General features: G+C 69.2%; 22 protein-coding genes. 15 read left to right on the plus strand and 7 right to left on the minus strand.

Features of this window, described 5'->3' with window-relative positions; translation table 11 throughout:
* Positions 1–207 precede the first annotated feature (207 nt).
* The 4 genes from JQX13_RS28635 (at position 208) to JQX13_RS28650 (ending at position 5,206) form a co-directional block, all read left to right on the plus strand.
* Positions 208–2,844, plus strand: a complete 2,637-nt coding sequence (locus JQX13_RS28635) for a response regulator (RefSeq protein ID WP_203402660.1) — start codon at positions 208–210, stop codon at positions 2,842–2,844.
* Between the two features lie 28 nt (positions 2,845–2,872).
* On the plus strand, positions 2,873–3,877 hold the full coding sequence (gene tsaD, locus JQX13_RS28640) for a tRNA (adenosine(37)-N6)-threonylcarbamoyltransferase complex transferase subunit TsaD (protein WP_203402661.1): 1,005 nt from the start codon (positions 2,873–2,875) through the stop codon (positions 3,875–3,877).
* A gap of 12 nt (positions 3,878–3,889) precedes the next feature.
* The gene (rsmA, locus tag JQX13_RS28645) at positions 3,890–4,720 is read left to right on the plus strand and encodes a 16S rRNA (adenine(1518)-N(6)/adenine(1519)-N(6))-dimethyltransferase RsmA (RefSeq protein WP_203402662.1); all 831 of its coding nucleotides are present in this window, start codon (positions 3,890–3,892) and stop codon (positions 4,718–4,720) included.
* A gap of 87 nt (positions 4,721–4,807) precedes the next feature.
* Positions 4,808–5,206 (plus strand): hypothetical protein, encoded by a 399-nt coding sequence (locus JQX13_RS28650; RefSeq protein WP_203402663.1) that lies wholly within the window; start codon positions 4,808–4,810, stop codon positions 5,204–5,206.
* A 4-nt stretch (positions 5,207–5,210) separates the two neighbouring features.
* Here the strand turns inward: JQX13_RS28650 and JQX13_RS28655 are convergent, their stop codons facing one another.
* Entirely contained in the window at positions 5,211–5,492 is a 282-nt protein-coding gene (locus tag JQX13_RS28655; RefSeq protein ID WP_203402664.1) for a hypothetical protein, read from the minus strand.
* A 205-nt stretch (positions 5,493–5,697) separates the two neighbouring features.
* On the opposite strand from JQX13_RS28655, the gene JQX13_RS28660 reads away from it, so the two are divergent.
* The 5 genes from JQX13_RS28660 to JQX13_RS28680 all read left to right on the plus strand — a co-directional run bounded on the left by JQX13_RS28660 (position 5,698) and on the right by JQX13_RS28680 (position 9,332).
* On the plus strand, positions 5,698–6,342 hold the full coding sequence (locus JQX13_RS28660; protein WP_203402665.1) for a deoxynucleoside kinase: 645 nt from the start codon (positions 5,698–5,700) through the stop codon (positions 6,340–6,342).
* A 165-nt stretch (positions 6,343–6,507) separates the two neighbouring features.
* Positions 6,508–7,410, plus strand: a complete 903-nt coding sequence (panB, locus tag JQX13_RS28665; protein ID WP_203402666.1) for a 3-methyl-2-oxobutanoate hydroxymethyltransferase — start codon at positions 6,508–6,510, stop codon at positions 7,408–7,410.
* A gap of 3 nt (positions 7,411–7,413) precedes the next feature.
* Positions 7,414–8,268: a pantoate--beta-alanine ligase gene (panC, locus tag JQX13_RS28670; RefSeq protein WP_203402667.1), complete on the plus strand. Its 855-nt coding sequence runs from the start codon at positions 7,414–7,416 to the stop codon at positions 8,266–8,268.
* A 13-nt stretch (positions 8,269–8,281) separates the two neighbouring features.
* Positions 8,282–8,764 (plus strand): SsrA-binding protein SmpB, encoded by a 483-nt coding sequence (gene smpB, locus JQX13_RS28675; protein WP_203402668.1) that lies wholly within the window; start codon positions 8,282–8,284, stop codon positions 8,762–8,764.
* 31 nt (positions 8,765–8,795) lie between these two features.
* On the plus strand, positions 8,796–9,332 hold the full coding sequence (locus JQX13_RS28680) for a ClpXP protease specificity-enhancing factor SspB (RefSeq protein WP_203402669.1): 537 nt from the start codon (positions 8,796–8,798) through the stop codon (positions 9,330–9,332).
* 18 nt (positions 9,333–9,350) lie between these two features.
* Here JQX13_RS28680 and JQX13_RS28685 read toward each other — a convergent pair whose 3' ends face one another.
* From JQX13_RS28685 to JQX13_RS28710, 6 genes are all read right to left on the minus strand, one after another.
* Positions 9,351–11,099, minus strand: coding sequence for a protein kinase domain-containing protein (locus JQX13_RS28685; protein ID WP_239013911.1), 1,749 nt, complete (start codon positions 11,097–11,099; stop codon positions 9,351–9,353).
* A gap of 16 nt (positions 11,100–11,115) precedes the next feature.
* Positions 11,116–11,454, minus strand: a complete 339-nt coding sequence (locus tag JQX13_RS28690; RefSeq protein WP_203402671.1) for a DUF971 domain-containing protein — start codon at positions 11,452–11,454, stop codon at positions 11,116–11,118.
* An 82-nt stretch (positions 11,455–11,536) separates the two neighbouring features.
* The gene (locus tag JQX13_RS28695) at positions 11,537–13,237 is read right to left on the minus strand and encodes an HD domain-containing phosphohydrolase (RefSeq protein WP_203402672.1); all 1,701 of its coding nucleotides are present in this window, start codon (positions 13,235–13,237) and stop codon (positions 11,537–11,539) included.
* An 18-nt stretch (positions 13,238–13,255) separates the two neighbouring features.
* Positions 13,256–14,143, minus strand: a complete 888-nt coding sequence (locus JQX13_RS28700; protein ID WP_203402673.1) for a LysM peptidoglycan-binding domain-containing protein — start codon at positions 14,141–14,143, stop codon at positions 13,256–13,258.
* Positions 14,140–14,589, minus strand: coding sequence for a FecR family protein (locus tag JQX13_RS28705; RefSeq protein ID WP_203412249.1), 450 nt, complete (start codon positions 14,587–14,589; stop codon positions 14,140–14,142). Before JQX13_RS28705 ends, JQX13_RS28700 begins: the two co-directional genes overlap by 4 nt.
* A gap of 97 nt (positions 14,590–14,686) precedes the next feature.
* Complete coding sequence (locus JQX13_RS28710; protein ID WP_203402674.1) at positions 14,687–15,490, minus strand: carbon-nitrogen hydrolase family protein; 804 nt, start codon at positions 15,488–15,490, stop codon at positions 14,687–14,689.
* Positions 15,491–15,705: 215 nt separating this feature from the next.
* Here JQX13_RS28710 and rimP point away from each other — a divergent pair, with 215 nt between their 5' ends.
* The 6 genes from rimP to rbfA all read left to right on the plus strand — a co-directional run bounded on the left by rimP (position 15,706) and on the right by rbfA (position 22,733).
* Positions 15,706–16,188 carry a ribosome maturation factor RimP gene (gene rimP, locus JQX13_RS28715; RefSeq protein ID WP_203402675.1) on the plus strand — a complete coding sequence of 161 codons (483 nt, stop codon included), beginning with the start codon at positions 15,706–15,708 and terminating at the stop codon, positions 16,186–16,188.
* A gap of 61 nt (positions 16,189–16,249) precedes the next feature.
* Positions 16,250–17,935 carry a transcription termination factor NusA gene (gene nusA / locus JQX13_RS28720; protein ID WP_203412250.1) on the plus strand — a complete coding sequence of 562 codons (1,686 nt, stop codon included), beginning with the start codon at positions 16,250–16,252 and terminating at the stop codon, positions 17,933–17,935.
* Between the two features lie 44 nt (positions 17,936–17,979).
* Entirely contained in the window at positions 17,980–18,321 is a 342-nt protein-coding gene (locus JQX13_RS28725) for a DUF448 domain-containing protein (RefSeq protein ID WP_203402676.1), read from the plus strand.
* Between the two features lie 71 nt (positions 18,322–18,392).
* Positions 18,393–21,677, plus strand: a complete 3,285-nt coding sequence (gene infB, locus JQX13_RS28730) for a translation initiation factor IF-2 (RefSeq protein ID WP_203402677.1) — start codon at positions 18,393–18,395, stop codon at positions 21,675–21,677.
* Positions 21,678–21,765: 88 nt separating this feature from the next.
* The gene (locus tag JQX13_RS28735; protein WP_203402678.1) at positions 21,766–22,377 is read left to right on the plus strand and encodes a DUF503 domain-containing protein; all 612 of its coding nucleotides are present in this window, start codon (positions 21,766–21,768) and stop codon (positions 22,375–22,377) included.
* Positions 22,374–22,733: a 30S ribosome-binding factor RbfA gene (gene rbfA, locus JQX13_RS28740; protein ID WP_203402679.1), complete on the plus strand. Its 360-nt coding sequence runs from the start codon at positions 22,374–22,376 to the stop codon at positions 22,731–22,733. The genes JQX13_RS28735 and rbfA overlap by 4 nt, the downstream gene beginning before the upstream one ends.
* Positions 22,734–22,738 lie beyond the last annotated feature (5 nt).

A 22,738-nucleotide genomic window follows, 5' to 3' on the forward strand; every position in this document is an offset into this window, starting at 1 on the left:
GGGACTTTCCTGGCAAGTGCGCTCGCTCGGTAGGACCTCGGGCGGGGGCTCCGAGTCTGCCGTTCCAGGGGCCCGTTTCCTTGCATGCAGGGCGGGTTCCCAGTCCCCTCCACCATTATTGACATGCCTGGAGAGCGGGCATGATCATCCACCATTCTCCGCGCCGGGCGCCCTCACTCGGCCGTCCGCAGCGAAAGGCATTCGAACGTGGCCAAGCAGCACCTGCTCCTGGTCGATGGTGACCCGAAGAGTCTCCGTGTGATGGAGGTCAGCCTCAAGAAGGCCGGCTTCTCCGTCACGACAGCGGTCCACGGCAAGGACGCGCTCGAGAAGGTGCAGATCAGCCCGCCGGACCTCGTGCTCGCCGACACGAAGATGCCGGAGATGGACGGCTTCGAGCTGTGCAAGACGCTCAAGACGGACGAGCGCTACAAGCACATCCCCTTCGTCTTCCTCACCAACCAGAAGGCGGTCGAGGCGAAGGTGAAGGGGCTGGAGCTCGGTGGCGACGACTACCTGACCAAGCCCATCTACATCAAGGAGATCGTCACGCGCGTGACGATGATCCTCCAGAAGGCGGACAAGGAGAGGATCGAGCGGCGCGAGACGACCAAGGGCGGGTTCGCGGGCAACCTGGCCGACATGGGCGTGGTGGACCTGGTCCAGACGTTCGAGATCGGCCGCAAGACGGGCACCATCTCCATCAAGGGAGACCGGGTCGCCACCATCTACTTCAAGGAAGGCCGCGTCATCGACGCGGAGATGGGGCGGCTCAAGGGCGAGAACGCGTTCTACCGTCTGCTCAACGCCACCGAGGGTGAGTTCGAGGTTCAATTCACCGCGCTGGATCGGCCCGAGCGCATCGAGGTCTCCACCCAGGGCCTGCTGATGGAGGGCATGCGCCGGCTGGACGAGTGGGGCCGCATGCTCGAGCAGCTCCCGCCGCTGGAGACGGTGTTCGAGATCGACTACCACCAGCTGGCGGATCGCCTCTCGGAGATTCCGGACGAGGTGAACGGGCTGCTGCGCCTCTTCGACGGCAAGCGCAGCCTGAGCCGGGTGGTGGAGGACTCGGACTTCGACGATCTGGCGGCGCTGGGCATCATCAGCAAGCTGTACTTCGAGGGCCTCATCCGCGAACTGGGCAGCGTCTCGCAGGAGCCCGTGCAGAGTGGCAAGCCCGGCATCGAGGAGTGGCTCCACAACGCGCCGGCGCCGAGTGCTCCCGCCGAGCCGGCTCCGGAGCCGGTGGCGCCCGCGGTGCCTCCCGTGACCCCGGTGGCCCCGGTGGTCGCGCCCGTGGTGGCCCAGCCCGTGAGCGCACCGGAGCCACAGGCCGCGCCGGAGCCACAGGCCACGCCGGAGTCGCAGCCTCAGCTCGCCAATGTCGTCGTCTTCGAGGCCAGGAAGCGCCCTCAGAACGTTCCGGAGACGGACATCATCGCGCCCCCGCGCACGGCCGAGGGCTCGGCGTTCCTCGTGGATCCGGCGCCGGCCCACCGCGCGAAGGAGATGGAGCGGCGGAGCCTGCTGCTCGACTGGAACCGGGTGGATGTGGATGGCCTGGGCTCGGCGGGAGGTTGGGGTCCGGGCTGGTCTCCGGCGCCTCGTGCCCCGGCGTCCGCCAGCGCGCCCGCGACCACGCCCGCGCCTCTTCCGCCCACGCCCCCGGCTCCCGCGGAGCAGCCGGAGTCCTCGTCGCGTGGCCCCATCTTCGGTGGCGCCGCCGTGGCTCCCAATCCGTTGCCGCCCGTGCCTCCTCCGGAGCCCGCGACTCCGGCCCAGGAGGTGACGTTGGTGACGGGGCTGAAGCCTGAAGCTCCGGCCCAGGAGACCCCTCCGCCGGCCCCCGTGCCCGCTCCCGTCGCCGTGCAGCCCGCGGAGACTCCGGTCGAGAAGCCGGCCGAGAAGCCCCAGCTCGCGCTCCCGCCGTACCCGGGTCATGGCGCGCCCGCGCCCAAGCCCGCGGAAGAGCCCAAGCCGGAGCCCAAGCCCGCTCCCGCGGTGGCCAGCAAGCCCGCGGAGGAGCCCAGGCCGCGCCCGACACCCAGGCCCACGCAGGCGCCCAGGAAGGCGCCGGTGGATGAGGACGTGCGGCTGCCGAAGCCGAAGCGTACCGGCCTCTACATCGGGCTCGGGGTCGTGGCGATCGCCGTGGCCGCCGCGGTGGTGGTGTTCGGCCAGTCGGGTGGAACGCCCACGCCTCCGCCGGAGTCGAAGCCCGCGCCCACCGAGCAGGTGAAGGCACCGGAGCCCGAGAAACAGGTGCCCGAGGCGAAGGCGCCGGAGACGAAGCCGCCCGAGACGCAGGCCCAGCCGGAGCAGCCGGCCACCGCGGCCCAGACGCCCGTGCCCGACGCGGGGACTCCTTCCCAGGCCACCGAGCAGCCGGCCGTCGCCGCGAATGGCACCCCGCCCGCGGAGGATGACGACAAGGACGACGAGCCGGAGCAGGCCGAGACGCAGAAGCTGAGCCCCGAGGCCCAGTACGCCGAGCTGGCGCGCCGGGCCAAGAGGCTCCAGGCGACCGGGCGCTACAAGGCCGCGGCCTTCGCCTACCGCAAGGCGCTCAACCTCAAGCCGGACTCGGCCGAGGCGAAGGCGGGCCTGGGCATCTCCCTGGTGCGCAGCGATTCGAGCTACCGCGAGGCCGTCAAGCTCCTGGAGGACGCGCTGAAGGACCAGCCCAACAACGCCCATGCGTGGCTGTGCCTGGGCATGGGCCGGCAGATGGTCCAGCAGGACAAGAAGGCGATCGACGCCTACAAGCGCTATCTCTTGTTGGAGCCCTCCGGCCAGTACGCCAACGACGTGCGCGCCGCGCTCAAGTCGCTCGGACAGTAGGCGGGGCGGCGGGCTCCTGGTAGAGAGGATGCCCTTGCTCGTACTCGGAATCGAAACCTCCTGTGATGAGACCGCCGCCGCCCTCGTGGAGGACGGCCGGCGCGTGCTCGCCGACGTCGTCTCCACCCAGGTGGACATCCACCGTCGCTGGGGTGGGGTGGTGCCGGAGCTCGCCAGCCGCAACCACGTGGTGCAGGTCATGCCCGTCCTGCACGAGGCCCTCACCCGGGCTGGCAAGACGCTCGACGATGTGGACCTCATCGCCGTCACCTCGGGGCCCGGTCTCATCGGGGCCCTTCTGGTGGGCGTGCAGGTGGCCAAGTCGCTGAGCCTCGCCACCGGCAAGCCCTTCGTCGGGGCGAACCACCTCGAGGGACACCTGCTCGCCATCCGGCTGCTGGAGGATGCGCCGGAGCCGCCCTTCCTGGGGCTCGTCGTCTCCGGTGGTCACACCAGCCTCTACGAGGTGCAGGACTACGGCCGTTACCGGCTGGTGGGCAGCACCCGCGACGACGCCGCCGGCGAGGCCTATGACAAGACGGCGCGCATCCTCGGCCTGCCGTACCCGGGTGGGTTGCCCATCGATCAGCTCGCGCAGAAGGGGAACCCGGAGGCCATCCGGTTCCCCCGCGCGCTGCCCGGCGCGGAGAACTTCGACTGGTCCTTCTCCGGGCTGAAGACGGCGGTGCTGCACCACGTGCGCAAGCACGGCGTCCCCGAGGGGCAGGAGCTGGCGGACCTGTGCGCCTCCTTCCAGGAGGCCGTGGCGGACGCGCTGTCGAAGAAGTTCGTCGCCGCCGCGCGCCGGCTGGGCCTGAAGCGCCTGGTGGTGTGCGGAGGCGTGGCGGCCAACTCGCGGTTGCGCTCGCTGTGCCAGGAGCGCGCCGCGGATCGCAACCTGCAGCTCTACCTCCCGCCGGTGCGGTTGTGCACGGACAATGGCGCGATGATCGCCGTGGCCGGCTACGAGGCCTGGCGCCGGGGTCTTCGCGGCGACTTCAACCTGTCCGCGGATCCGGCCTGGCGCATGTGAAGGGACACCCTCGTGGATACACCTCGTGACATCCTCCAGCGTCATGGCCTGAGGGCCAAGCACAGCTGGGGTCAGAACTTCCTGGGCGACCCGGACATCCTGGAGGCCATCGCCGACGCGCTGGAACTGCGCGACGGCGAGCCGGTGGTGGAGCTGGGCCCGGGCCTGGGGCACCTGACGCGCTTCCTCGCCGCCACCGGCGCGCGCGTCACGGCGGTGGAGAAGGACCGGGACATGATCTCCGTGCTGGAGAAGGAGGCCATCTCCGGCGTGCGCGTGGTGGACGGCAACGCGGCCACGGTGGACTTCGCCGAGGTGGCGGGTGCGCCCGAGGTGAAGGTCGCCGGCAACCTCCCGTACCACCTGACGAGCTCCATCCTCTTCCAGGTGCTGGAGCAGCGCGAGCACGTGACGCGCGCGGTCTTCACCCTGCAGAAGGAGGTGGTGGATCGGCTCGCGGCCGAGCCGGGCGGGCGCGATTACGGCCTGCTCACCGCCATCCTGGGCCTCTACTTCACCTCGGAGAACCTCTTCGACATCGACGCCCGTCGCTTCCATCCGCCGCCCAAGGTGGACTCGGCGGTGCTGCGGCTCATCCGCCGCCCCGAGCCCCTGGCTCCCGTGGTGGATGGCGCGCGCTTCATCCGCCTGGTGAAGGCGGGGTTCGCGCAGCGTCGCAAGACGCTCTTCAACTCACTCAAGTCGGACAAGTCGCTGGGCTCGACGGAGCAGCTCCAGCGGGCACTGGAGACGGCGGGCATCGATCCGATGCGGCGCGCGGAGACGCTCTCGTCCGAGGAGTTCGCCGCCATCGAGCGCGCGCTCGGTCCCGTTGGTGGGTAGTCCCGCGGTGGGTAGTCCCGAAGGGGCGCCACGATTTGGCGTCCGAGCCACTCTGGTGTTAACGAAAGAGTGGCTCGGAGAGGATTGATGAAGCCCCTGCCACTGGAGGCGCTGGAGCCGGTGCTCAACCGGTTCGGTGTGGTGTACGCGGTGTTCGCCCGCCCCGATGGGGTGGTGCTACTGCGTTGGGGCGATCCCAGTCCGATCCCCGTGCTCGACGAGAACACCTTCGTCGGTGCCACCCGGGACATGGCTCAGGTCTACCGCTCGTTGGAGCGGATGTTGTTGCCGCAGATGGACGTCCAGGGCGAGTACCTGGGCATCCGCTCGAAGGTCGGCGACAAGGTGGTGTACGCGCTCTTCTTCGAGACGCGGCGTTTCGAGGCGGCCACGCCGGTGGAGCGGCTGCGGACCGAGTACGCGTTCTGCAAGTCGCTCGGCAGCGCGGTGGACAACGAGCTCCAGGGGTGGCTGGCCGAGCGCTAGGTGCTCAGGACTCGCCGCCGCCGAGCACCTTCGACAGCTCTCCCTGTTGCGCGAGCCAGGCGCGGAACTCGTCCTCGGGCAGCCGCATGCGCGCCAGGACGCCGCGGAGGATCTCCTCGGGCGAACCGTCCCGCCTGCGTTTGAGCTCCAGGGCCGTCTTGAGGAGGACCACACCGTAGAGCGGATCAGGCTCCACCGTCTTCTCGGGGGACCGGGCCGTGTCGGTGGCCGTGGTCCGGCGTGGCTCCAGCTCGATGACCGTCTTCGCGCGCTGCCGTCGATTCATCTCCCTCTGTCCCCACGCGTCCGCGTCTCCCGCACCGCGCGTGGGCCCCTGGTAGTGGACGCCCATCAGGCCGTCAAGCGTGGCGATGCCCCGGAGAGCGCGATCATTGCCCGGCCGCCACTCCCGTGTTCTATTCCGCGCCCCGCGCCCGCCGGTGGAAGAGGTAGGTGCGTGGTTTCCGTTGCAGTCGGAGGTCTCGAAGCGGATGGACAACCGCTACATCGTGGTCGAGGGGCCCATCGGCGTCGGCAAGACGAGCCTCTCCAACATCCTCGCCGAGCGTTTCTCGGCCCGGCGCATCTTCGAGATCGTCGAGGAGAATCCCTTCCTCGCCAACTTCTACGCGGACCGGCAGAAGTACGCCTTCCAGACGCAGATCTTCTTCCTGCTCTCGCGCTTCAAGCAGCAGCAGGAGCTGTTCCAGCCGGACCTGTTCAACTCGGTGACGGTCAGCGACTACCTGTTCGCCAAGGACCGCATCTTCGCGTGCCTGACGCTGGACTCGCACGAACTGGCGCTCTACGAGCGTGTCTTCGAGGCGCTCAGCCCCCGCGTCACGAGGCCGGACCTCGTCATCTACCTGCAGGCGCGGCTGGACGTGCTGCTCCACCGCATCAAGAAGCGCGGTCGCGAGTTCGAGCGTCAGTTCGACGCCGGCTACCTGGAAGAGTTGGTGCACGCGTACAACGAGTTCTTCTCCCACTACACGGAGACGCCGCTGCTCGTGGTGGACACGTCGGACATCGACTTCGTCCACGACGAGGGGGACCTGAAGGGGCTGCTGGGCGCCATCGACCGGGCGCGTCAGGGCACCCAGCACTACCTCCCGACGGGGAGCAAGCGGCCCTGAGTGGGGCTCGATTGCCTGCCTGCCCTCAAAGAGAAGCCCCCGCGATGCTTCGAGGGCGTTAGAGTGTCACCGATGGCGGCTTCCGGCGATCCCCCAGGGGACGGCGAGGGGCGGTCATGCATGCACGGCAGGACATTGAACCCTCACCCCCAGAGGAGGTGAACCATGAAGGACAAGGTCACCATCCATACGCTGAAGCGCCTGAAACAGAGCGGCCAGAAGATCACCATGGTCACGGCCTACGATGCCACCTTTGCCCACGTCTTCGATGAAGCCGGGGCGGACGTGCTGCTCGTGGGGGACTCGCTGGGCATGGTCATCCAGGGCCATGACTCCACCCTTCCGGTCACGATGGACCAGATGGTGTACCACTCGCTCGCGGTCAACCGCGGGACGAAGCGGGCGCTGGTGGTGACCGACATGCCCTTCATGAGCTACCAGGTGTCGGTGGAGGAGGCGGTCCGCAACGCCGGCCGGCTGGTGGCGGAGGGCAAGGCGGGAGCGGTGAAGCTGGAGGGCGGCGCCGAGTTCGCCGACGTCATCTCCGCCATCGTCCGCGCCAGCATCCCCGTCATGGGCCACCTGGGCCTCACGCCGCAGTCGGTGCACAAGATGGGCGGCTACGTGGTGCAGGGCCGTGACGAGGACGCCGCGAACAAGATCCTCGAGGACGCCCTCGCGCTGGAGCGCGCCGGTTGTTTCTCCCTGGTGCTCGAGGGCGTGCCGCTGGAGCTGGGGCGGCAGATCACCCAGCGCCTCTCCATCCCCACCATCGGCATTGGCGCGGGCAGGTACTGCGACGGCCAGGTGCTCGTCTGTTACGACCTGCTGGGGATGAACCCGGACTTCAAGCCCAAGTTCGTGAAGCGCTACGCCAACCTCCACGGCTCCATCACCGAGGCCGTGGGCGCCTACTTCTCCGAAGTGCGCGCGGGCACGTTCCCGGACGAGGAGCACTCCTTCAAGTCCAAGCCCATCCGCCTCGTGACGGCTCCTCCGGAGTCCACGACGGACGCGCCCGCCGAGGGCGCCGAGAAGATGGGTCCCGTGTACGGAGCTCCGGTCTAGCCCATGGCACCGCTCGTCCTTCGCACTGTCGCCGAGACCGCCGCGTGGGCGGAGTCCATCCGCCGCTCGGGCCGCCGGCTGGCCCTGGTGCCCACCATGGGCTTCCTGCATGACGGACACATCTCGCTGATGCGCGAGGGGCGTGCCCGTGCCGACGTCGTCGCGGCCTCCATCTTCGTCAACCCCACGCAGTTCGGCCCCAACGAGGACCTGTCGCGCTACCCGCGGGACATGGAGGGGGACCTGGCCAGGTGTGCCAGCGCGGGGGTGGAGGCCGTCTTCGCCCCCGTGCCCGCCGAGGTGTACCCCCCGGGCTTCCAGACGTACGTGGAGGTGACGCAGGTGAGCCAGGGCCTGTGCGGCGCGCGCCGGCCCGGCCACTTCAAGGGCGTGGCCACGGTGGTGACGAAGCTGCTGTGCCTCTTCAGGCCCCACCTCGCCCTCTTCGGCGAGAAGGACTACCAGCAGCTCCAGGTCATCCGCGCCCTCGCGCGCGACCTGCACCTGGGGGTGGAAATCATCGGCATGCCCACCGTGCGCGAGCCGGACGGGCTGGCCATGAGCTCGCGCAATGCCTACCTGTCGCCGGAGGAGAGGAAGCGGGCGCTCGCCTTGTCGCGAGGCCTGACGGCGGCCCAGGCCCTCTACCGGAGCGGAACCCGCGAGGCTTCAGCTCTGGTGGGTGTGGTACGTCGGGAATTGGAGGCGGCGGACCTGCGCGAGGATTATGTGGAACTGGTGGATGCCACCTCGCTGACCCCGCTGCCGGCCGTGACCCCGGGCCAACCGGCCCGGATGCTGGTGGCGGCCTTCGTCGGTACCACACGGCTGATCGACAACCAGCCCATCGGAGGCTAGAGGACGCGAGCGTATGGCGGGAGGAAAGGGCAAGGGCGGGACGGAACCCGGCATCAAGATCATCACGGAGAACCGCAAGGCGCGTGCCGCCTACACCGTGGACGAGAAGGTCGAGGCCGGCCTTCAACTCTCCGGGAGCGAGGTGAAGGCGTTGCGCGCCGGGACGGCCAACCTCTCGGACGCCTATGCCCTGCCGAAGGGGAGTGAGTTGTATCTGCTCAATGCCCACATCGGCGTCTACAATCCCTCCAGCTTCTTCACCCACGAGCCCCTCCGCGGTCGCAAGCTGCTGATGCACCGCGAGGAAATCGACAGGTGGACCACGAAGGTTCGGGAGCGGGGTTATTCCATCATCCCGCTCCTGTTGTACTTCAAGAACGGCCGGGCGAAGGTGGAGTTGGGGTTGTGCCGGGGCAAGACGCACGAGGACCGACGGCAGGACATCAAGGAACGGGAGACGAAGCGGGAGATGGACCGGGCGATGCGCCGTCGCTGAAACGCCCCCCTCACCCGCTCAGCGCACGTCGATGGACAAGAAAGGTCCTGAGAAAAAGGCGCGGCTGTTGGCCGCACTGGATAAGGGCATGGTGATGATCCACCTGGACGCGCGTCGTCCGGGGGTCCTCGTGCCGCCCTCGCTGCGCAACGAGTCGCACCTGCGCCTCAACCTGTCCTACCGGTTCGATCCACCGGATTTGACGGTGGGCGAGTGGGGCGTGCGCTGCACCCTGAGCTTCTCGGGGAGCCGCTTCACGGTGGCGGTGCCCTGGTCGGCGCTCTTCGCCATCACCAGTCACGTGACGAAGGAATTCTGGATGTACCCGGACGACATGCCGCCCGAGCTCATCCAGCAGACGATGGTGACGACGAAGGCGCCGATGCCGGAGTCAGTGACGGAGCAGTCGGCCCCGCCGGTGGAGCAGCGCCCCCGGGCCGTGTTGCGCGAGGTGGCGCGGCAGGAGCCACCGGAGGAGCCGCCCGTCGCGACCCCGATCGAGTCCGAGGGTCCTCCCGAGGACGAGCCGCCCGCTCCGAGGCGTGGGCACCTGCGCCTGGTGAAGTGAGGGCGGAGCCTCGCGCGCTCAGCGCCTGAGCTTCGCTTCCAGGGACACGGGCTGACCGCCGGTGAACCGGGACTTCCAGGGCTTGTAGCCCTTGAGCGTCAGCTTCACGGAGATCTCCCCCTCGGGGTAGGTGTTGTCGATGACCAGGGGCGTGGTGCCCAACTCCACGCCGTCGACGATCACGAGGGCGCCCGAGGGCTCGCTCTGGATGGAGAGCAGGGGCATTTCCTTCGTGCCCGTCGATTCGCGGAGTCTGGCCAGCAGGGGCCGGAGGTAGGGCATTCCCAGCACGGCCGCGCCTGATAGCAGCAGCAACGCGGCCACGGTGGCCACCGCGGAGCCCCACCGGCGGCGGTGCTTGGGCGGTTGGTATTCGGTCCCCCGTTTCGGGCCCCGCTCGGCCAGCTCCAACTCCTCTTCCCGCATGTCCAGCACCGAGCGCGGGGCCGCGGCTCCAGGGCGGGTTCGTGGCCTGGCCAGCGGGAGCTCCTCGGCGAGAGGGGAGAGCCCCGGGGCCAGTTGCCGGGCGCAGCGGCTGCACGAGGCCTGGGCCGAGGGCAGGCGCGCGTTGCACTGGGGACAGTGGGGCTCTCGAGTCCGGAGAGGCTCGGCGGCGGGGACTGGGGTGGGGACCGGCGCCTGGGCCGTGACGGGAGCCGGGACAGGCTCTGGGGCGGGGACCGTGGGCACGATGAGCCGGCCGCTCGCGCTGAGCGCGGGCCCTCCGGGCCTCTCGCTCCACTCCTCCGTCAACTCCAGCGCGAAGGAGGGATTCACGGCCAGGGTGGTGGGAAGCGAGGGCCGCCGGACGGTCGGATCCAGGCTGCGCTGCTGCTCGGAGGACTCCGTCTGCTGGACGCGGGTGAGGGGCGGGTTGAGGCTGGCGATGAACGTGGCCAGGGACGGCGAGGTGGCGGGCTCGCCGGCCTGGGCGAGATAGCGGGCCAGCGCCTCGGCCATGTCCTCGGGCCGGGGAAAGCGGGCCTCGGGCACCTTGGCCAGGGCGCGTTTCACCACCGCGGCCAGGGGCGCGGGGATGTCCGTGAGGGGCGGGGGCTCGCGCTGCGTGATGGCCATGGCGAAGGCCATCGGCTCCTCCGTGGTGTCGCCGAAGGGGTGCCGTCCGGCGAGCAGCTCGTAGAGGACGATGCCGAGCGAGAACTGATCACTCAGGTCGTTGGCCGGCTTGCCCTGCAGTGCCTCCGGAGCGGAGTAGGGGAGCTTGCCCTTGAAGGTGCCGGGTTGCGTGCCGATGGACAGGCCCTCGATGCGGGCGATGCCGAAGTCCGTCACCTTCACCTCGCCCTCGCGCGAGACGAGGATGTTGGAGGGCGAGACGTCCCGGTGGGCGGTGAGCACGGGGCGGCCGTTGTGCACGCGGCGGTAGGCGTGCACGAGGCCCGCGAGCACCTGCGCCCCGATGAAGGCCACCAGATGTGGGGGGAAGCGTTGGTCTCCGCGGGCGGTGTGCCTGAGCAGCACCCCCAGGTCCCAGCCGTCCACCAGCTCCATCACCAGGAAGAGGCCCTCGGGGCTGTTGCCCACGTCGTAGACGGTGGCGATGTTCTGGTGCTGCAGGTGGGTGGCCAGCCGCGCCTCGGCGAGGAACATCTGCGCGATGGTGGGCTCGCGCGCCAGGTGCGGCAGCACGCGCTTGATGGCCACGGTCTTCTCGAAGCCCTCCGCGCCGCGAGCCACGCCCAGGAACAGTTCCGCCATTCCTCCCGTGGCCAGGGGGCGCACCAGCCGGTAGCGGGACTCGTTCACGGGTTCCTCCGGGACCTCAACCCTGGGGCGGGGTGAGCTCGCGCAGCAGCTTCCACGGGTAGATGCCGGTGCCATGTCCGTCGCTGAAGACGAAGGAGAGGGCGTAGTTGCCCACCGGCTGCACCTGGGTGATGCGCAGATCCGCGGGCACCCGGGCCGGGTCCAGCGTGCGCTTGTTGGTCCACTCGTCCACGCACCCGGCGCAGGGGCACTGCTGGCGCAGCAGCTGCGCGCTGGCGCTCGTCTTCACCCCGTCCTCCCAGGTGAGATCCAACCGGGTGCCATCCGGAGACAGCGCGGCCTCCGTGGCGGACACGGGGCGCGTGGTGGGTTTGATGCGATCCCAGAAGCTCAAAAGGTTCCCCTTTCAGGGCCAGAACAGTCTGGGGGCTGCTTACCATCCGGTGCGCCTGCAAGGGGAGGGGAAGGCGGGGGATTCACGAGGCCAGCTTGACGGGGAGACGGTGGCCCTCGACGCGCACGCCCTTCTTCTCCAGCACCCGGCGCAGCGCCGCCACCACGGCGGGATCGAGCTGCTTGCCGCTGAGGTTCTCGAGGATCTCCACGGCCTTCTCCAGGGGCATGGCCTTCTGGTAGGGGCGGGTGGAGGTGCAGGCGTCGAAGGTGTCCGCGCACGCCACGATGCGGGCCAGCAGGGGGATGTCCTCTCCCTTGAGCCCATCCGGGTAGCCGGTGCCGTCCCAGCGCTCGTGGTGGCTGCGCACGCAGGCGCGCATGGCCTGCAGGAAGCTGATGGGCTTGATGATGGTGTCGCCGATGGCCGGATGCTCGCGCATGATGGCCATCTCCTCGTCGGTGAGCCGCGACTGCTTGCAGAGGATGGACTCCACGATGCCGATCTTCCCGATGTCGTGGAGGATGCCGCCGAACTGCAGCTGCTTGAGCTCGCGCTCGGAGAGGGCCATCTCACGGCCGATCTCCACCGCCACGTCGCCCACGCGCTGGCTGTGGCCGCGCGTATAGGAGTCCTTGGAGTCGATGGAGTTGGCCAGCGCGACGATCGTCTCCAGGTAGCCCTGCTCGAGGCTCTCGTAGAGGCCGCGGTTCTCGTGGTCGTACGCGAGCAGCTGCTTGCTCATGTAGTTGAACGTCCGGGCCAGCTCGCCCAGCTCGTTCTTCTGGGGGACGTTGACCTCGAGGCCGAACCTGCCCTGGGCCAGCTCCAGGGCGCCCTGGATGAAGCCCTTGAGGGGGCGGGTGACGCTGCGCGAGAAGAAGGCGGCGAGCACCAGGGCCACCAGCGTGGCGGCCAGGACGGTGAGCAGCAGCCGCCGCTCCATCGTCTCCACCTGTTTGTAGGCGAGCGCCACCGGCTGCTCGGAGACGATGGCCCAGTGCGGATCGGCCAGCGTGGCATAGGCGGCGACCACGGCCTCGTCGCCCTCGCCGAAGTTGCCCACGTGGAGGATGTCGGTGTCCGGGGTGCGCGCCAGGCCCTGGAGCAGGTGCACCACCACGGGCCGCTGGGAGACGTCCTGGTTGGCCTCCAGTCCGCCACCGCCGGCGAGTACGTGGCCCTTGGCGTCGGCGAGGTAGACGAAGCCGGTGCTGCCCACGCGCTCCTGGGCGAGCATGGTCTGCAGCTCCGCCAGCGACACGTCCGCGGCGATGTAGCCCTTGATGGGCTCGCCCACGGGGACGGCGAACGTCACCACCGCCTCGCCGCTGGGGCGCCAGGCGACGTCCGCGAAGCGCAGGCCGCCGATTCCCTCCAGCAGCGCCGTGGCGCGGGCCTCGTGCTCGGCCAGGGCCGTGGGCGGCACGTCATTGACGGCGAAGGCCTGCAGCTTCGGCAGCCGCTTGCCATCCGGACCGAAGAGGGTGAGGGCCTGGATTTCCCGGCGCTGGTTGAGCAACGCGCTGAGGTACGTCTGCTGCTGCTCCAGCGGGAGGGTGAAGAAGTGGGGCACGCGCGCCATGCTCAGCACCGCGCGCGTGGGTTCGGCCAGGAAGCCCTCCGCCTTCAGCTTGAGCTGCTTGGCCCGCTCCTGTGCCAGCTCCTGGGCATCGCGCACCAGCAGCTCCCGCGTGTCGGACACGGACAGCAGGCCCACCATCACCGTGGGCACGAGGCTGGCCAACAGCATCAACAGGAGGATGGTCTTGAAGAGCCGCATGGGAACGCTCCTCCCGCGCTACTTCCACTTCGAGGGTTGCACCTGGAGGTTGATGGGTTTGGCCGGGGCCTCCGCCACCTCGAAGCCCCGCTCGGCCGAGGCCTCGGAGCGCTGCTCCCGGGCGAGCGCGCGCACGCTCCAGCGGTAGCTCCCCGCGGGCAGCGACACCTTGAGCTGCGTCGCGGAGGCCGACAGCACGCGCTTCTCACCCCGCTGGGGCATCAGCTCCACCTCATAGCCCTCGGCGCCCTCCACGGCCTGCCACGCCAGCGTGATGGGGCCCTGGCCGCCCTTGGCGAACTGGACGCTCAGCTTCAGCTTGTCCGCGGGCTGCGTCGGGTGGGGCACGCCCAGCGGAGCACGGGGCACGGGAGGCGGCTGGCCCTTCTCCACGCGCACGCTCTCTCCCACGAGCACCGGACGCGTGACGCCCTCGGCCTCCACTCGCACCGGCTGCCCGGAGACGGACTTCACCGTGGTGGCGCCCGTGTCGTCCACGGCCACCGTGAAGGCGGTGGGCTGCGAGGCGCTCTCCGACAGCAGCTTCCAGGCCCCGTCGGCCGCCTTCGCGGCATCCTGATAGCGGGCGCTCTGGAAGTGGGTCTCGGCCTCCTTCAGCTTGGCCGCGGCCTCCTCGCGCCGGGCCATCCGGGCGTCCGCGTGCTTCACCGCGTTGCGTGCCGTCTCCAGCACGCTCTGCGCTCGGGCCCGGTCCGCGCCCGGCAGCTTCAGCTTCGTGCCCGGCGCGACCGCGTCGTCCTTCAAACCATTGAGGGCCTTCAACTCGCTGGCCCCGCCGCGGTCTCCCAGCGCGCGCTGGGCCACCTGGGCGAGTGATTCTCCATCGCGTACCACCACCTCGGTGGGCGCCAGCGTGAGCAGGGCGAGCAGGAGGGAACTCTTCATTGGAACACGATCTCCCTTCCGGCCCGGACAGTGGCCGCTGGCGTGGTGACGGACAGTGACTGGCGCGCGGGATCTTCCAACTCGGCGTCCACGCGCCCGCGCAGAACGGTCAGGTCCGTGCGCTCCTGGCCGGGCCTGCGCCGCGTCTCCGCGATTCCAATCAACGCGTCCTCGCCCAGGTTCACCATACTGCCGTTGGCGAAGACGACCTGTGCTCCTGCGCCCGCCACGGTCCGCACCTTGTCGTTCTCGAAGAGGGGCATGCCCTCCTGGGCGGGGAGCCATTCATCCCCCGCCGCGCGTTTCACCTTCACGTCCCCCTGCAGCCCCTTGAGTTGGGCGCGGCGCACCGGCGGAGGCACGGCCGGCGCATGCACCGGGGCCGTGGGCTTCTCGTCGGCGGGGCAGCCCACGGAGAGCACCCCGAGCGAGAGGACGAACACCATTGAGGACCAGCGACTGTTCACGAGATGAGTTCCGGTCCGCAGTGTACCGGGGTTTGGACCCGGGACCCAACGGCCCGGTCACATGTGCTCGGCCGGTTCAGTCCAGTCGTCGATGTTGCAGGCAGGGCAGATTCTTGCGGATGCGGGCGAGCAGGTCGGGGTCCACCGGCGCCACGGCGAGTCCCTCTCCCTCGGAGGCCCGGGCCGTCACCAGTCCCCAGGGGTCCACCACCATGGCGTGGCCCCAGGTGACGCGCTGGGGCGAGTGCCGCCCTCCCTGGGCGGGGGCGAAGAGATAGCACTGGTTCTCGATGGCGCGCGCGCGCAGCAGCACCTCCCAGTGGTCCTTGCCCGTCATGAGGGTGAAGGCGGCGGGCACGGCGAGCAGGGTGGCCCCGTCCTTCGCCAGGCGCCGGTACAGCTCGGGGAAGCGCAGGTCGTAGCAGATGGAGAGGCCCAGCCGGCCCACCTCCGTGTCCGCCACCACCACGTCGGTGCCCGGGGCCACGGCCTCGGACTCGCGGTAGGGCGTGCCATCGCCCACGTCCACGTCGAAGAGGTGCATCTTCCGGTACACGGCCAGACGCGAGCCGTCCGGCCCGAAGAGGACGGTGGTGTTGTAGAGGCGACCGCCGGGCGCGCCCTTCTCCAGGATGGAGCCCGCCAGCAGGGTGATGCGACGCTCGCGCGCCAGCTCCGCCATGCGCGAGAGGGTGGGTCCCTCGAGGGTTTCGGCGGCCCCCGAGCGCTCGGCCTCGGGACCCATCCAGCTGAAGTTCTCGGGCAGGCCTACCAGGCGCGCTCCGAGGTCGGCCGCACGCCGGACGAGCCGGGTGGCCGATTCCAGGTTGTGAGCCTTGTCCGCGGTGGACACCATCTGGGCTGCGGCAATGAGGTGCATGGGGGCGTTATAACCGGTCTCCGTCCACGGAAACCCTGGGAATCCCTACCCCCGGGAGGACTGTTGGATGGCAGGACAAGGGGTGCGTCATCCTTTACACCCCAAGGGGGCGTGTGTTACGGACGCCGCCGAACATTTTTCGATGCAGTTCCTCGAAAAGTGGGCCGTCGCGCCCGCTTTTCGCGTTTTTGGAGTCCGGAGTCTTCAAGCGGCCTATGGCGGAGAACATCAAGCAATCGGTGGAGGCAAGGGCGCAGGAGCTGCTCGAGCCCCTCGTTGCGGGCGAGGGGCTGGAGCTCCTCGAGGTGGAGTTCGTCCGCGAGCGCGAGGGCTGGGTCCTCCGCCTGTTCATCGACAAGCCGGGTGGGCGGGTAGGTCTGGACGAGTGCTCGCAGGTCTCGCGTGCGGTGGACACGGTGCTGGACGTGGAGGACATCATTCCCCACGAGTACAACCTGGAGGTCTCCAGCCCCGGGGTGAACCGTCCCCTGAAGAAGCCCGCGCACTACGAGCGGGTGAAGGGCCAGAAGGTGAAGGTGAAGACCTTCGGCCCCATCGGGGAGCCGCCGCGCAAGAATTTCTCCGGGACGCTCACCGAGGTGGGGGCCGACGCCATCTCCGTGGACGTGGAAGGTGCGGGCAGCTTCCGCATTCCCTTCAAGGACATCGCCAAGGCCAACCTGGAGTTCGAGTTCTAGCAGTCCACATACAGGGTGCGTCCTCGCGCGGGCGCACCCGTGGATCCTTTCGGAGAAGATGATGCCCACGCCAGCCAACCCCAACATCAACCTCAACCTCGTCCTGGACCAGGTGGCCAAGGACAAGGGCATCGACCGGAGCGTGCTCATCACCACGCTCGAGGACGCGATGACGACCGCGGCCAAGAAGCACTTCGGCCAGGAGCGCAACCTCGAGGCCAAGTACGACCCGGAGAAGGGCGTGGTGGAGCTCTTCCAGGCCATCACCGTGGTGGAGGCCATCACCGATCCCGTTCAGGCGGTGAATCAGATCTCCCTCGACGAGGCGCACAAGAAGGGCATGGAGGTGGAGCCGGGCGACGAGCTCGTGTTCCAGATCTTCTACCGTGACGAGGACGCGGCGGAGGCCAAGGCGCAGGACGATCAGTACGGGGACATCCTCCGGCTGAAGACGTTCCGGCGCGGCTTCGGACGCATCGCGGCCCAGACGGCCAAGCAGGTCATCCTCCAGCGTACCCGCGACGCCGAGCGCGAGAACGTCTTCAACGAGTACCGGGACCGCAAGAACGAGATCGTCACGGGCATCGCCCGGCGCTTCGAGCGCGGCAACATCATCGTGGACCTGGGTCGCGCCGAGGCGGTGCTGCCGGTGCGCGAGCAGGTGCCGCGCGAGACGTACCGCGCCGGCGACCGCGTCCAGGCCTACGTGCTGGACGTGCTGCGCGAGTCGAAGGGCCCACAGATCGTCCTCAGCCGCGCCTCCGTCAACCTGCTGACGAAGCTGTTCGAGATGGAGGTTCCGGAGATCGCCGAGGGCATCGTGGTCATCGAGGCCGCGGCGCGCGAGCCGGGCGGACGCGCGAAGATCGCCGTCTCCAGCCGGGACGCGGACGTGGACCCGGTGGGCGCCTGCGTCGGTATGAAGGGCAGCCGCGTGCAGGCGGTGGTGCAGGAGCTGCGCGGCGAGAAGATCGACATCGTCCCCTACGACGAGGATCCGGCGCGCTTCGTGTGCGCCGCGCTGGCTCCGGCCGAGGTGAGCCGCGTCATCATCGACGAGGCCAACCACGCCATGGAGCTCATCGTGCCGGATGACCAGCTGTCGCTGGCCATCGGCCGTCGCGGGCAGAACGTGCGGCTGGCGGCGCAGCTGACCGGTTGGAAGCTGGACATCAACAGCGAGAGCCGGGTTCGCGAGATGCGTGAGTTCGCCAACCGTTCGCTGGGCGCCCTTCCGGGTGTCAACGAGATGTTGGTGGAGACCCTGTACGCCCATGGCTTCCGTCAGGCCAAGGACATCGCCGAGGCGAATCCGGAGATGCTGGGCCAGATTCCGGGCATGGATCCGGCGCGCATCCCCGCGATGCAGGAAGAAGCCCGCAAGCAGATGTCGCTGGACGCGGCGGAGCTGTCGCGCATGGAGCGCGAGCGCGAGCAGGCCCGGCAGGCCGAGGCCCGCCGTCATCCGGACGAGCTCAGTCAGACCGAGCGCCTGGCCCGCGTCAGGGGCATGGGCGAGAAGACCATCGAGCAGCTGACCCTGGCCGGGTACAAGACGGTGGAGGACCTCGCCAACGAGAAGGACCTGGCGAAGCTGGGTGACGTGCCGGGTGTGGGTATCAAGAAGGCCCGCCAGCTCAAGAGCGCGGCGGAGAACTATCTGGTGGAGGAGGCCCGGCTCCGGGCGGAGCTCAACGCCGAGCGCGGGGCTTCGTCCGCCCAGGCCGCCGAGCCGGCGGGTGCTTAATCGGGTCGGGGTGAGGTCGTAAGCTTGCTTGGACGGCAGGGGGGATGCGCCTGAAGGCTCGTTCCGGTACTAGAAGAAAAGAAGAACTCCCGGCCAACGCCGGACCGGTGCGAAGCTGCATCGGCTGCGGCGGGAGGCGGGTCCAGGAGGAGCTCACCCGGTTGGCGGTGGGCCCAGGGGGCGTGGTGGTGGTGGATAGGAAGAGGCAGCTCCCCGGTCGGGGTGCCTACCTCTGTGGGGCCGGTTGCCTGGCGGCCGCAGTGAAGCGGAAGGCCTTTGCCAGAGCCTTCCGGGGGAGGGCGGGGGCGGTCGACCCGTCGGCCTTGGGACAGGCGTTGGAGTCGGGCCCGGCACAGGGTGGAGCGGCCGGGGGGAGTGGGTGTTAGCACCACTCGCACACATTTTTGGATTAGGGTGCTGCGCCCGGTAGCCGGCGGAGCAAAAGGCCAAGCAAGGTATGTCGAAGAAGCGCGTTCACGAAATTGCCAAGGAGCTCAAGGACCATGGGGTCGAGCTCGATAACAAAGAGGTCGTGACCGAGCTCGTCGGGCTCGGCTACGACGTCAAGAGCCACTCGTCTTCGCTTGAGGACGACCAGGCCACTGCCGCGGTCCAGAAGATCCTGGACAAGCGCAAGCCCAAGCAGGCCACGCCGCCGGTTGCGGCGAAGGGCTTCGTGGTGCGCCGCAAGGCCCCCTCGAGCACGCCTTCGGCCGGCGATACGGCCGAGGAGACCTCGTCCGCCTCCGCGCAGTCGGTGGCCGCCGAGGAGCCGCGTGCCACCGCGTCGGCGGCACCCGCCGCCCCGGAGGCTCCGGCCGCCGTGGCGCCACCTCCCGCTGCTCCCGTCGAGGAGTCGCGTGCCGCCGCGCCGACGGCGCCCGCCGCTGCCCCGGAGGCTCCGGCCGCCGTGGCCGCTGCGCCGGCCGCCCCGGTCGAGGCTCCTCGTGCCGAGGCACAGCCTGCGGCCGTCGCGGAGCCTCCGCGCCCCGCCACGACGCAGCCTCCTGCGGCCCCTGTCGCCGAGGCACCTCGTGCCGAGGCCCAGCCCGTTGCCGCCGCGGAGCCTTCGCGCCCCGCGGCGCCGCCTTCCCCTGTTTCCCCCGAGGTGCCTCGGGCCGCGGAACCCCCGCGGGCCGTCACCCCGCCTCCGGCGGCCCCTGTTCAGCCGCCTTCCTCTGTCAAGGAGTCACCCAGCTTGTCTACCCGCCCGCCTTCGGCGGTCCCACCTTCTGTCCGGACGCCTTCGCATCCCTCTTCTGGTCCCCACCGGGGTCCCTCCTCGGGTGGGCCCGGTATGGGTTCCGGCCGTCCCGGTGGTCCGGGCCAGCAGGGTCGTCCGGGTGGTTCCGGTCAGCAGGGTCGCGGTGGCCCCGGCCAGCAGGGTCGTCCGGGTGGTCCCGGTCAGCAGGGTCGCGGTGGTCCCAGCCAGTACCAGCGTGGTGGCCCCAGCCAGTACCAGCGCAGCGGCCCGTCCTCGGGTCCGGTGCGTCCTTCCTCTCCGGGTGCCTCGTCGGCGGGTGCTCAGGCCAGCGCCACTCCGGGTGCGACGGGTCAGCAGGTCATGGTGGGCGGCGTGCCCCACCAGCAGGTCGCGCAGGATCCGCGCTCGCTGCGTCCCACGGCCACCCAGGCCGTCGTCATCTCGCGTCCGCTCATCCAGGTCCGCCGGGTGACGCCCACCGGTGGCCAGGGCAAGCAGTACCCCATGGCGCCGGGCAAGAGCGCCATCGGCGAGAAGCGCGAGTACAAGGTCGTCCCGGATCACCTGGGTCGCGGCCGTGAGCTCGTCGACGTCTCCAAGAACAAGGAGAAGGAGAAGGCCGGGCGCGGCAAGCGCGGGACCTCGGCCGCCGAGGGCGGTCCGTCCAAGCAGGAGATCTCCGATCTGGTGTGGGGTCGCGTCACCATCCCGGTGCGCGGCAAGAAGAAGAAGCCCACCAAGAAGGGCGCCAAGACGCAGATCACCCAGATGGCCGAGGAGAAGAAGGTCATCAAGATCCAGGAGGGCATCTCCGTGTCCGACCTGGGGCAGCGCATGGGTGTGCGCACCGCCGAGCTCATCAAGAAGCTGATGGGCCTGGGCAAGATGGCCACGGCCAACCAGATCATCGACTCGGAGACCACCGAGCTGCTCGCCACCGATTATGGCTGGCGCGTGGAGAAGGCCGGCTTCGAGGTCGAGGACTTCCTGCCCGAGGTGGAGGCGCGTCCCGAGGACGAGCGCGCCCGTCCGCCGGTGGTCACGGTCATGGGTCACGTCGACCACGGCAAGACGAGCCTGCTCGACGCCATCCGCGCCGCCAACGTGGCGGCCGGAGAGGCGGGTGGCATCACCCAGCACATCGGCGCCTACTCGGTGAAGACGTCGCGCGGTGACATCACCTTCCTGGATACCCCGGGCCACGAGGCCTTCACGTCCATGCGCGCCCGCGGCGCCAACGTGACGGACATCGTGGTGCTGGTGGTGGCCGCCGACGACGGCGTGATGCCGCAGACGGTGGAGTCCATCAAGCAGGCCAAGGCCGCCGAGGTGCCCATCGTCGTCGCCATCAACAAGATGGACGTGCCCGGCGCCAACCCGGACCGCGTGAAGAAGGACCTGGCCAACCACGAGCTCGTGCCCGAGGAGTGGGGCGGCGAGACCATCATGGTCCCCGTGTCCGCCAAGCAGAAGATGGGCATCGACCTGCTGCTGGAGAACATCGCGCTGCAGGCCGAGGTGCTCGAGCTCACGTCCAATCCGAGCCGTCCGGCGGTGGGCGCCATCATCGAGGCCAAGCTGGAGAAGGGCCGCGGTCCCGTGGCCACGGTGCTGGTGCAGGAGGGCACGCTCAAGGTGGGCGATGCCGTCGTCACCGGTACCCACTTCGGTCGCGTGCGCGCCATGAACAACAGCCGTGGCGAGTCCGTGAAGGAAGTGCTCCCGGGCTACTCCGCCGAGCTCATCGGTCTGTCCGGCGTGCCCACCGCGGGTGACACCCTCAACGCGGTGGCCGATGAGAAGGCCGCCAAGGAGATCGCCGCTCACCGCGCCATGAAGGACCGCGAGGCGGAGCTGGGCAAGGCCAGCAACCGCGAGACGCTCGAGCAGCTCTTCGCCAAGACCAAGGCGGGGGGTGGCCCCAAGGAGCTGCGGCTCGTCATCAAGGCGGACGTGCAGGGCTCGGCCGAGGCCGTCAAGGAGGCCGTCCAGAAGCTCTCCACCCACAAGGTCCGCGTGGAGGTCATCCACTCGGGCGTGGGCGCCATGACCGAGGGCGACGTGATGCGTGCGGCCGCCTCCAAGGGCATGGTCGTGGGCTTCAACGTCAAGCCGGAGTCCGGCACCGAGGCCGCCGCCAAGGCTCAGGAGGTGACGCTGCAGACGTACAGCATCATCTACGAGCTCATCGACGGCGTGCGGAAGTCCATGGAGGACCTCCTGGAGCCCATCCGCACCGAGCGCAAGCTGGGTCGCGCCGAGGTGCGCAACACCTTCAACGTGCCGAAGCTGGGCACCATCGCCGGTGCGGCGGTGCTCGACGGTGTGATGAAGCGTGGTGCCTTCGTCCGTCTGCTGCGCGACAGCAAGCAGCTGTTCTCCGGCCGCATGGCCTCGCTCCGTCGCTTCAAGGACGACGTGAAGGAAGTCGCCCAGGGCTTCGAGTGCGGTATCGGCATCGAGAACTACAGCGATCTCAAGCCGGGCGACATCATCGAGGCCTACGAGATCGAGGAGACGCGGCCGAGCCTGAGCTAGTCCCTCTCCGGCCGCTGTCTTCCACCACCGGGATGTTCCCGGTGGCCCGCCGTTCCAGGCGCGGTCACCGGGACGAGGGTTTTGTGTCATGTTCGTCTGTGTCGCGCGTCTGACCCTGCAGATTCCGGAGAGTGGTTCCCTCAAGGCCAAACGGCAGGTTCTCCGCCGGATAACGGACCGGGTGAAGGCCCGGTTCAACGTGGCGGTGGCCGAGGTCGATGATCAAGATCTGTGGCAGAAGGCCACGCTCGCGCTGGCGGTGGTGGGCAACGACCGCCGTCATGTCGACGAGCAGATGGAGAAGATCATCCACTTCGTGGAGGAGATGTACGTGGCGCCGCTCATCTCCCGACAGACCGAGATCATGGCCTTTGGGGATAGGCTCTATACGCCCGGACGTCCCCTGTCGGCCGAGCGGACCGCGCGGGAAGAGGAGTCGGAGGAGTTCGACGAGGAAGGTGGGGAGGACGGCGAGGAGGCGGGGCCGGAGGCGGACCTGGAGGAGCTCATCGCCGGGATGGGTCGTGGAGATCGCTCCATGGCCGAAGCCGAGGGGATGGCAGACTGGGAGCGTCGGCACGACGGGCGGGAGAGCCGTCGGCCAGCAAGGGGCTCGGACTCCAAGGGGTCGGTGTCGCTGGAGGAGGCCCGGGCTCGTGCTCGCAGCCTGCGCAACCCGAGGGATTGGGAGAAGAAATGAGTACCAGCAATCGGCCGGAGCGCGTGGGCCAGGAGATCCAGGTGGCCCTCGGGAGGATGCTCACCCGGGGCGAGCTGAAGGATCCGCGGATCGGCTTCATCACCATCACCGGCGTGAAGGTGTCGCCGGACCTGAAGACGGCACGCGTCTACTACTCGATGATGGGCACCGAGCAGGAGCGCAAGGAGACCCAGAAGGGGCTCGAGGCCGCCAAGGGCTACATCCGTCGGGAGATCACCGAGGCGGTGAACCTGCGCGTGTCGCCAGAAGTCTTCTTCACCTTCGACGAGTCGCTGGAGCGGGGTGACCGCATCGAGCGGCTGTTGCGCGAGGTGAAGGAGAAGGAGGGCTGGTAGCGAGC

It is taken from the genome of Archangium violaceum (assembly GCF_016859125.1).
Taxonomy (GTDB): Bacteria; Myxococcota; Myxococcia; order Myxococcales; family Myxococcaceae; genus Archangium; species Archangium violaceum_A.

Excerpts from the sequence above, each read along its gene's own strand:
- JQX13_RS28735 (WP_203402678.1), top strand. The coding sequence starts at position 21,766 with ATGTTCGTCTGTGTCGCGCGTCTGACCCTGCAGATTCCGGAGAGTGGT.
- JQX13_RS28695 (WP_203402672.1), bottom strand. The coding sequence starts at position 13,237 with ATGCGGCTCTTCAAGACCATCCTCCTGTTGATGCTGTTGGCCAGCCTC.
- JQX13_RS28680 (WP_203402669.1), top strand. The coding sequence starts at position 8,796 with ATGGACAAGAAAGGTCCTGAGAAAAAGGCGCGGCTGTTGGCCGCACTG.
- rbfA (WP_203402679.1), top strand. The coding sequence starts at position 22,374 with ATGAGTACCAGCAATCGGCCGGAGCGCGTGGGCCAGGAGATCCAGGTG.
- panB (WP_203402666.1), top strand. The coding sequence starts at position 6,508 with ATGAAGGACAAGGTCACCATCCATACGCTGAAGCGCCTGAAACAGAGC.
- JQX13_RS28710 (WP_203402674.1), bottom strand. The coding sequence starts at position 15,490 with ATGCACCTCATTGCCGCAGCCCAGATGGTGTCCACCGCGGACAAGGCT.
- rimP (WP_203402675.1), top strand. The coding sequence starts at position 15,706 with ATGGCGGAGAACATCAAGCAATCGGTGGAGGCAAGGGCGCAGGAGCTG.
- smpB (WP_203402668.1), top strand. The coding sequence starts at position 8,282 with ATGGCGGGAGGAAAGGGCAAGGGCGGGACGGAACCCGGCATCAAGATC.
- tsaD (WP_203402661.1), top strand. The coding sequence starts at position 2,873 with ATGCCCTTGCTCGTACTCGGAATCGAAACCTCCTGTGATGAGACCGCC.
- JQX13_RS28655 (WP_203402664.1), bottom strand. The coding sequence starts at position 5,492 with ATGAATCGACGGCAGCGCGCGAAGACGGTCATCGAGCTGGAGCCACGC.
- nusA (WP_203412250.1), top strand. The coding sequence starts at position 16,250 with ATGCCCACGCCAGCCAACCCCAACATCAACCTCAACCTCGTCCTGGAC.
- JQX13_RS28650 (WP_203402663.1), top strand. The coding sequence starts at position 4,808 with ATGAAGCCCCTGCCACTGGAGGCGCTGGAGCCGGTGCTCAACCGGTTC.
- JQX13_RS28705 (WP_203412249.1), bottom strand. The coding sequence starts at position 14,589 with ATGGTGTTCGTCCTCTCGCTCGGGGTGCTCTCCGTGGGCTGCCCCGCC.
- JQX13_RS28660 (WP_203402665.1), top strand. The coding sequence starts at position 5,698 with ATGGACAACCGCTACATCGTGGTCGAGGGGCCCATCGGCGTCGGCAAG.
- infB (WP_203402677.1), top strand. The coding sequence starts at position 18,393 with ATGTCGAAGAAGCGCGTTCACGAAATTGCCAAGGAGCTCAAGGACCAT.
- panC (WP_203402667.1), top strand. The coding sequence starts at position 7,414 with ATGGCACCGCTCGTCCTTCGCACTGTCGCCGAGACCGCCGCGTGGGCG.
- JQX13_RS28725 (WP_203402676.1), top strand. The coding sequence starts at position 17,980 with ATGCGCCTGAAGGCTCGTTCCGGTACTAGAAGAAAAGAAGAACTCCCG.
- JQX13_RS28700 (WP_203402673.1), bottom strand. The coding sequence starts at position 14,143 with ATGAAGAGTTCCCTCCTGCTCGCCCTGCTCACGCTGGCGCCCACCGAG.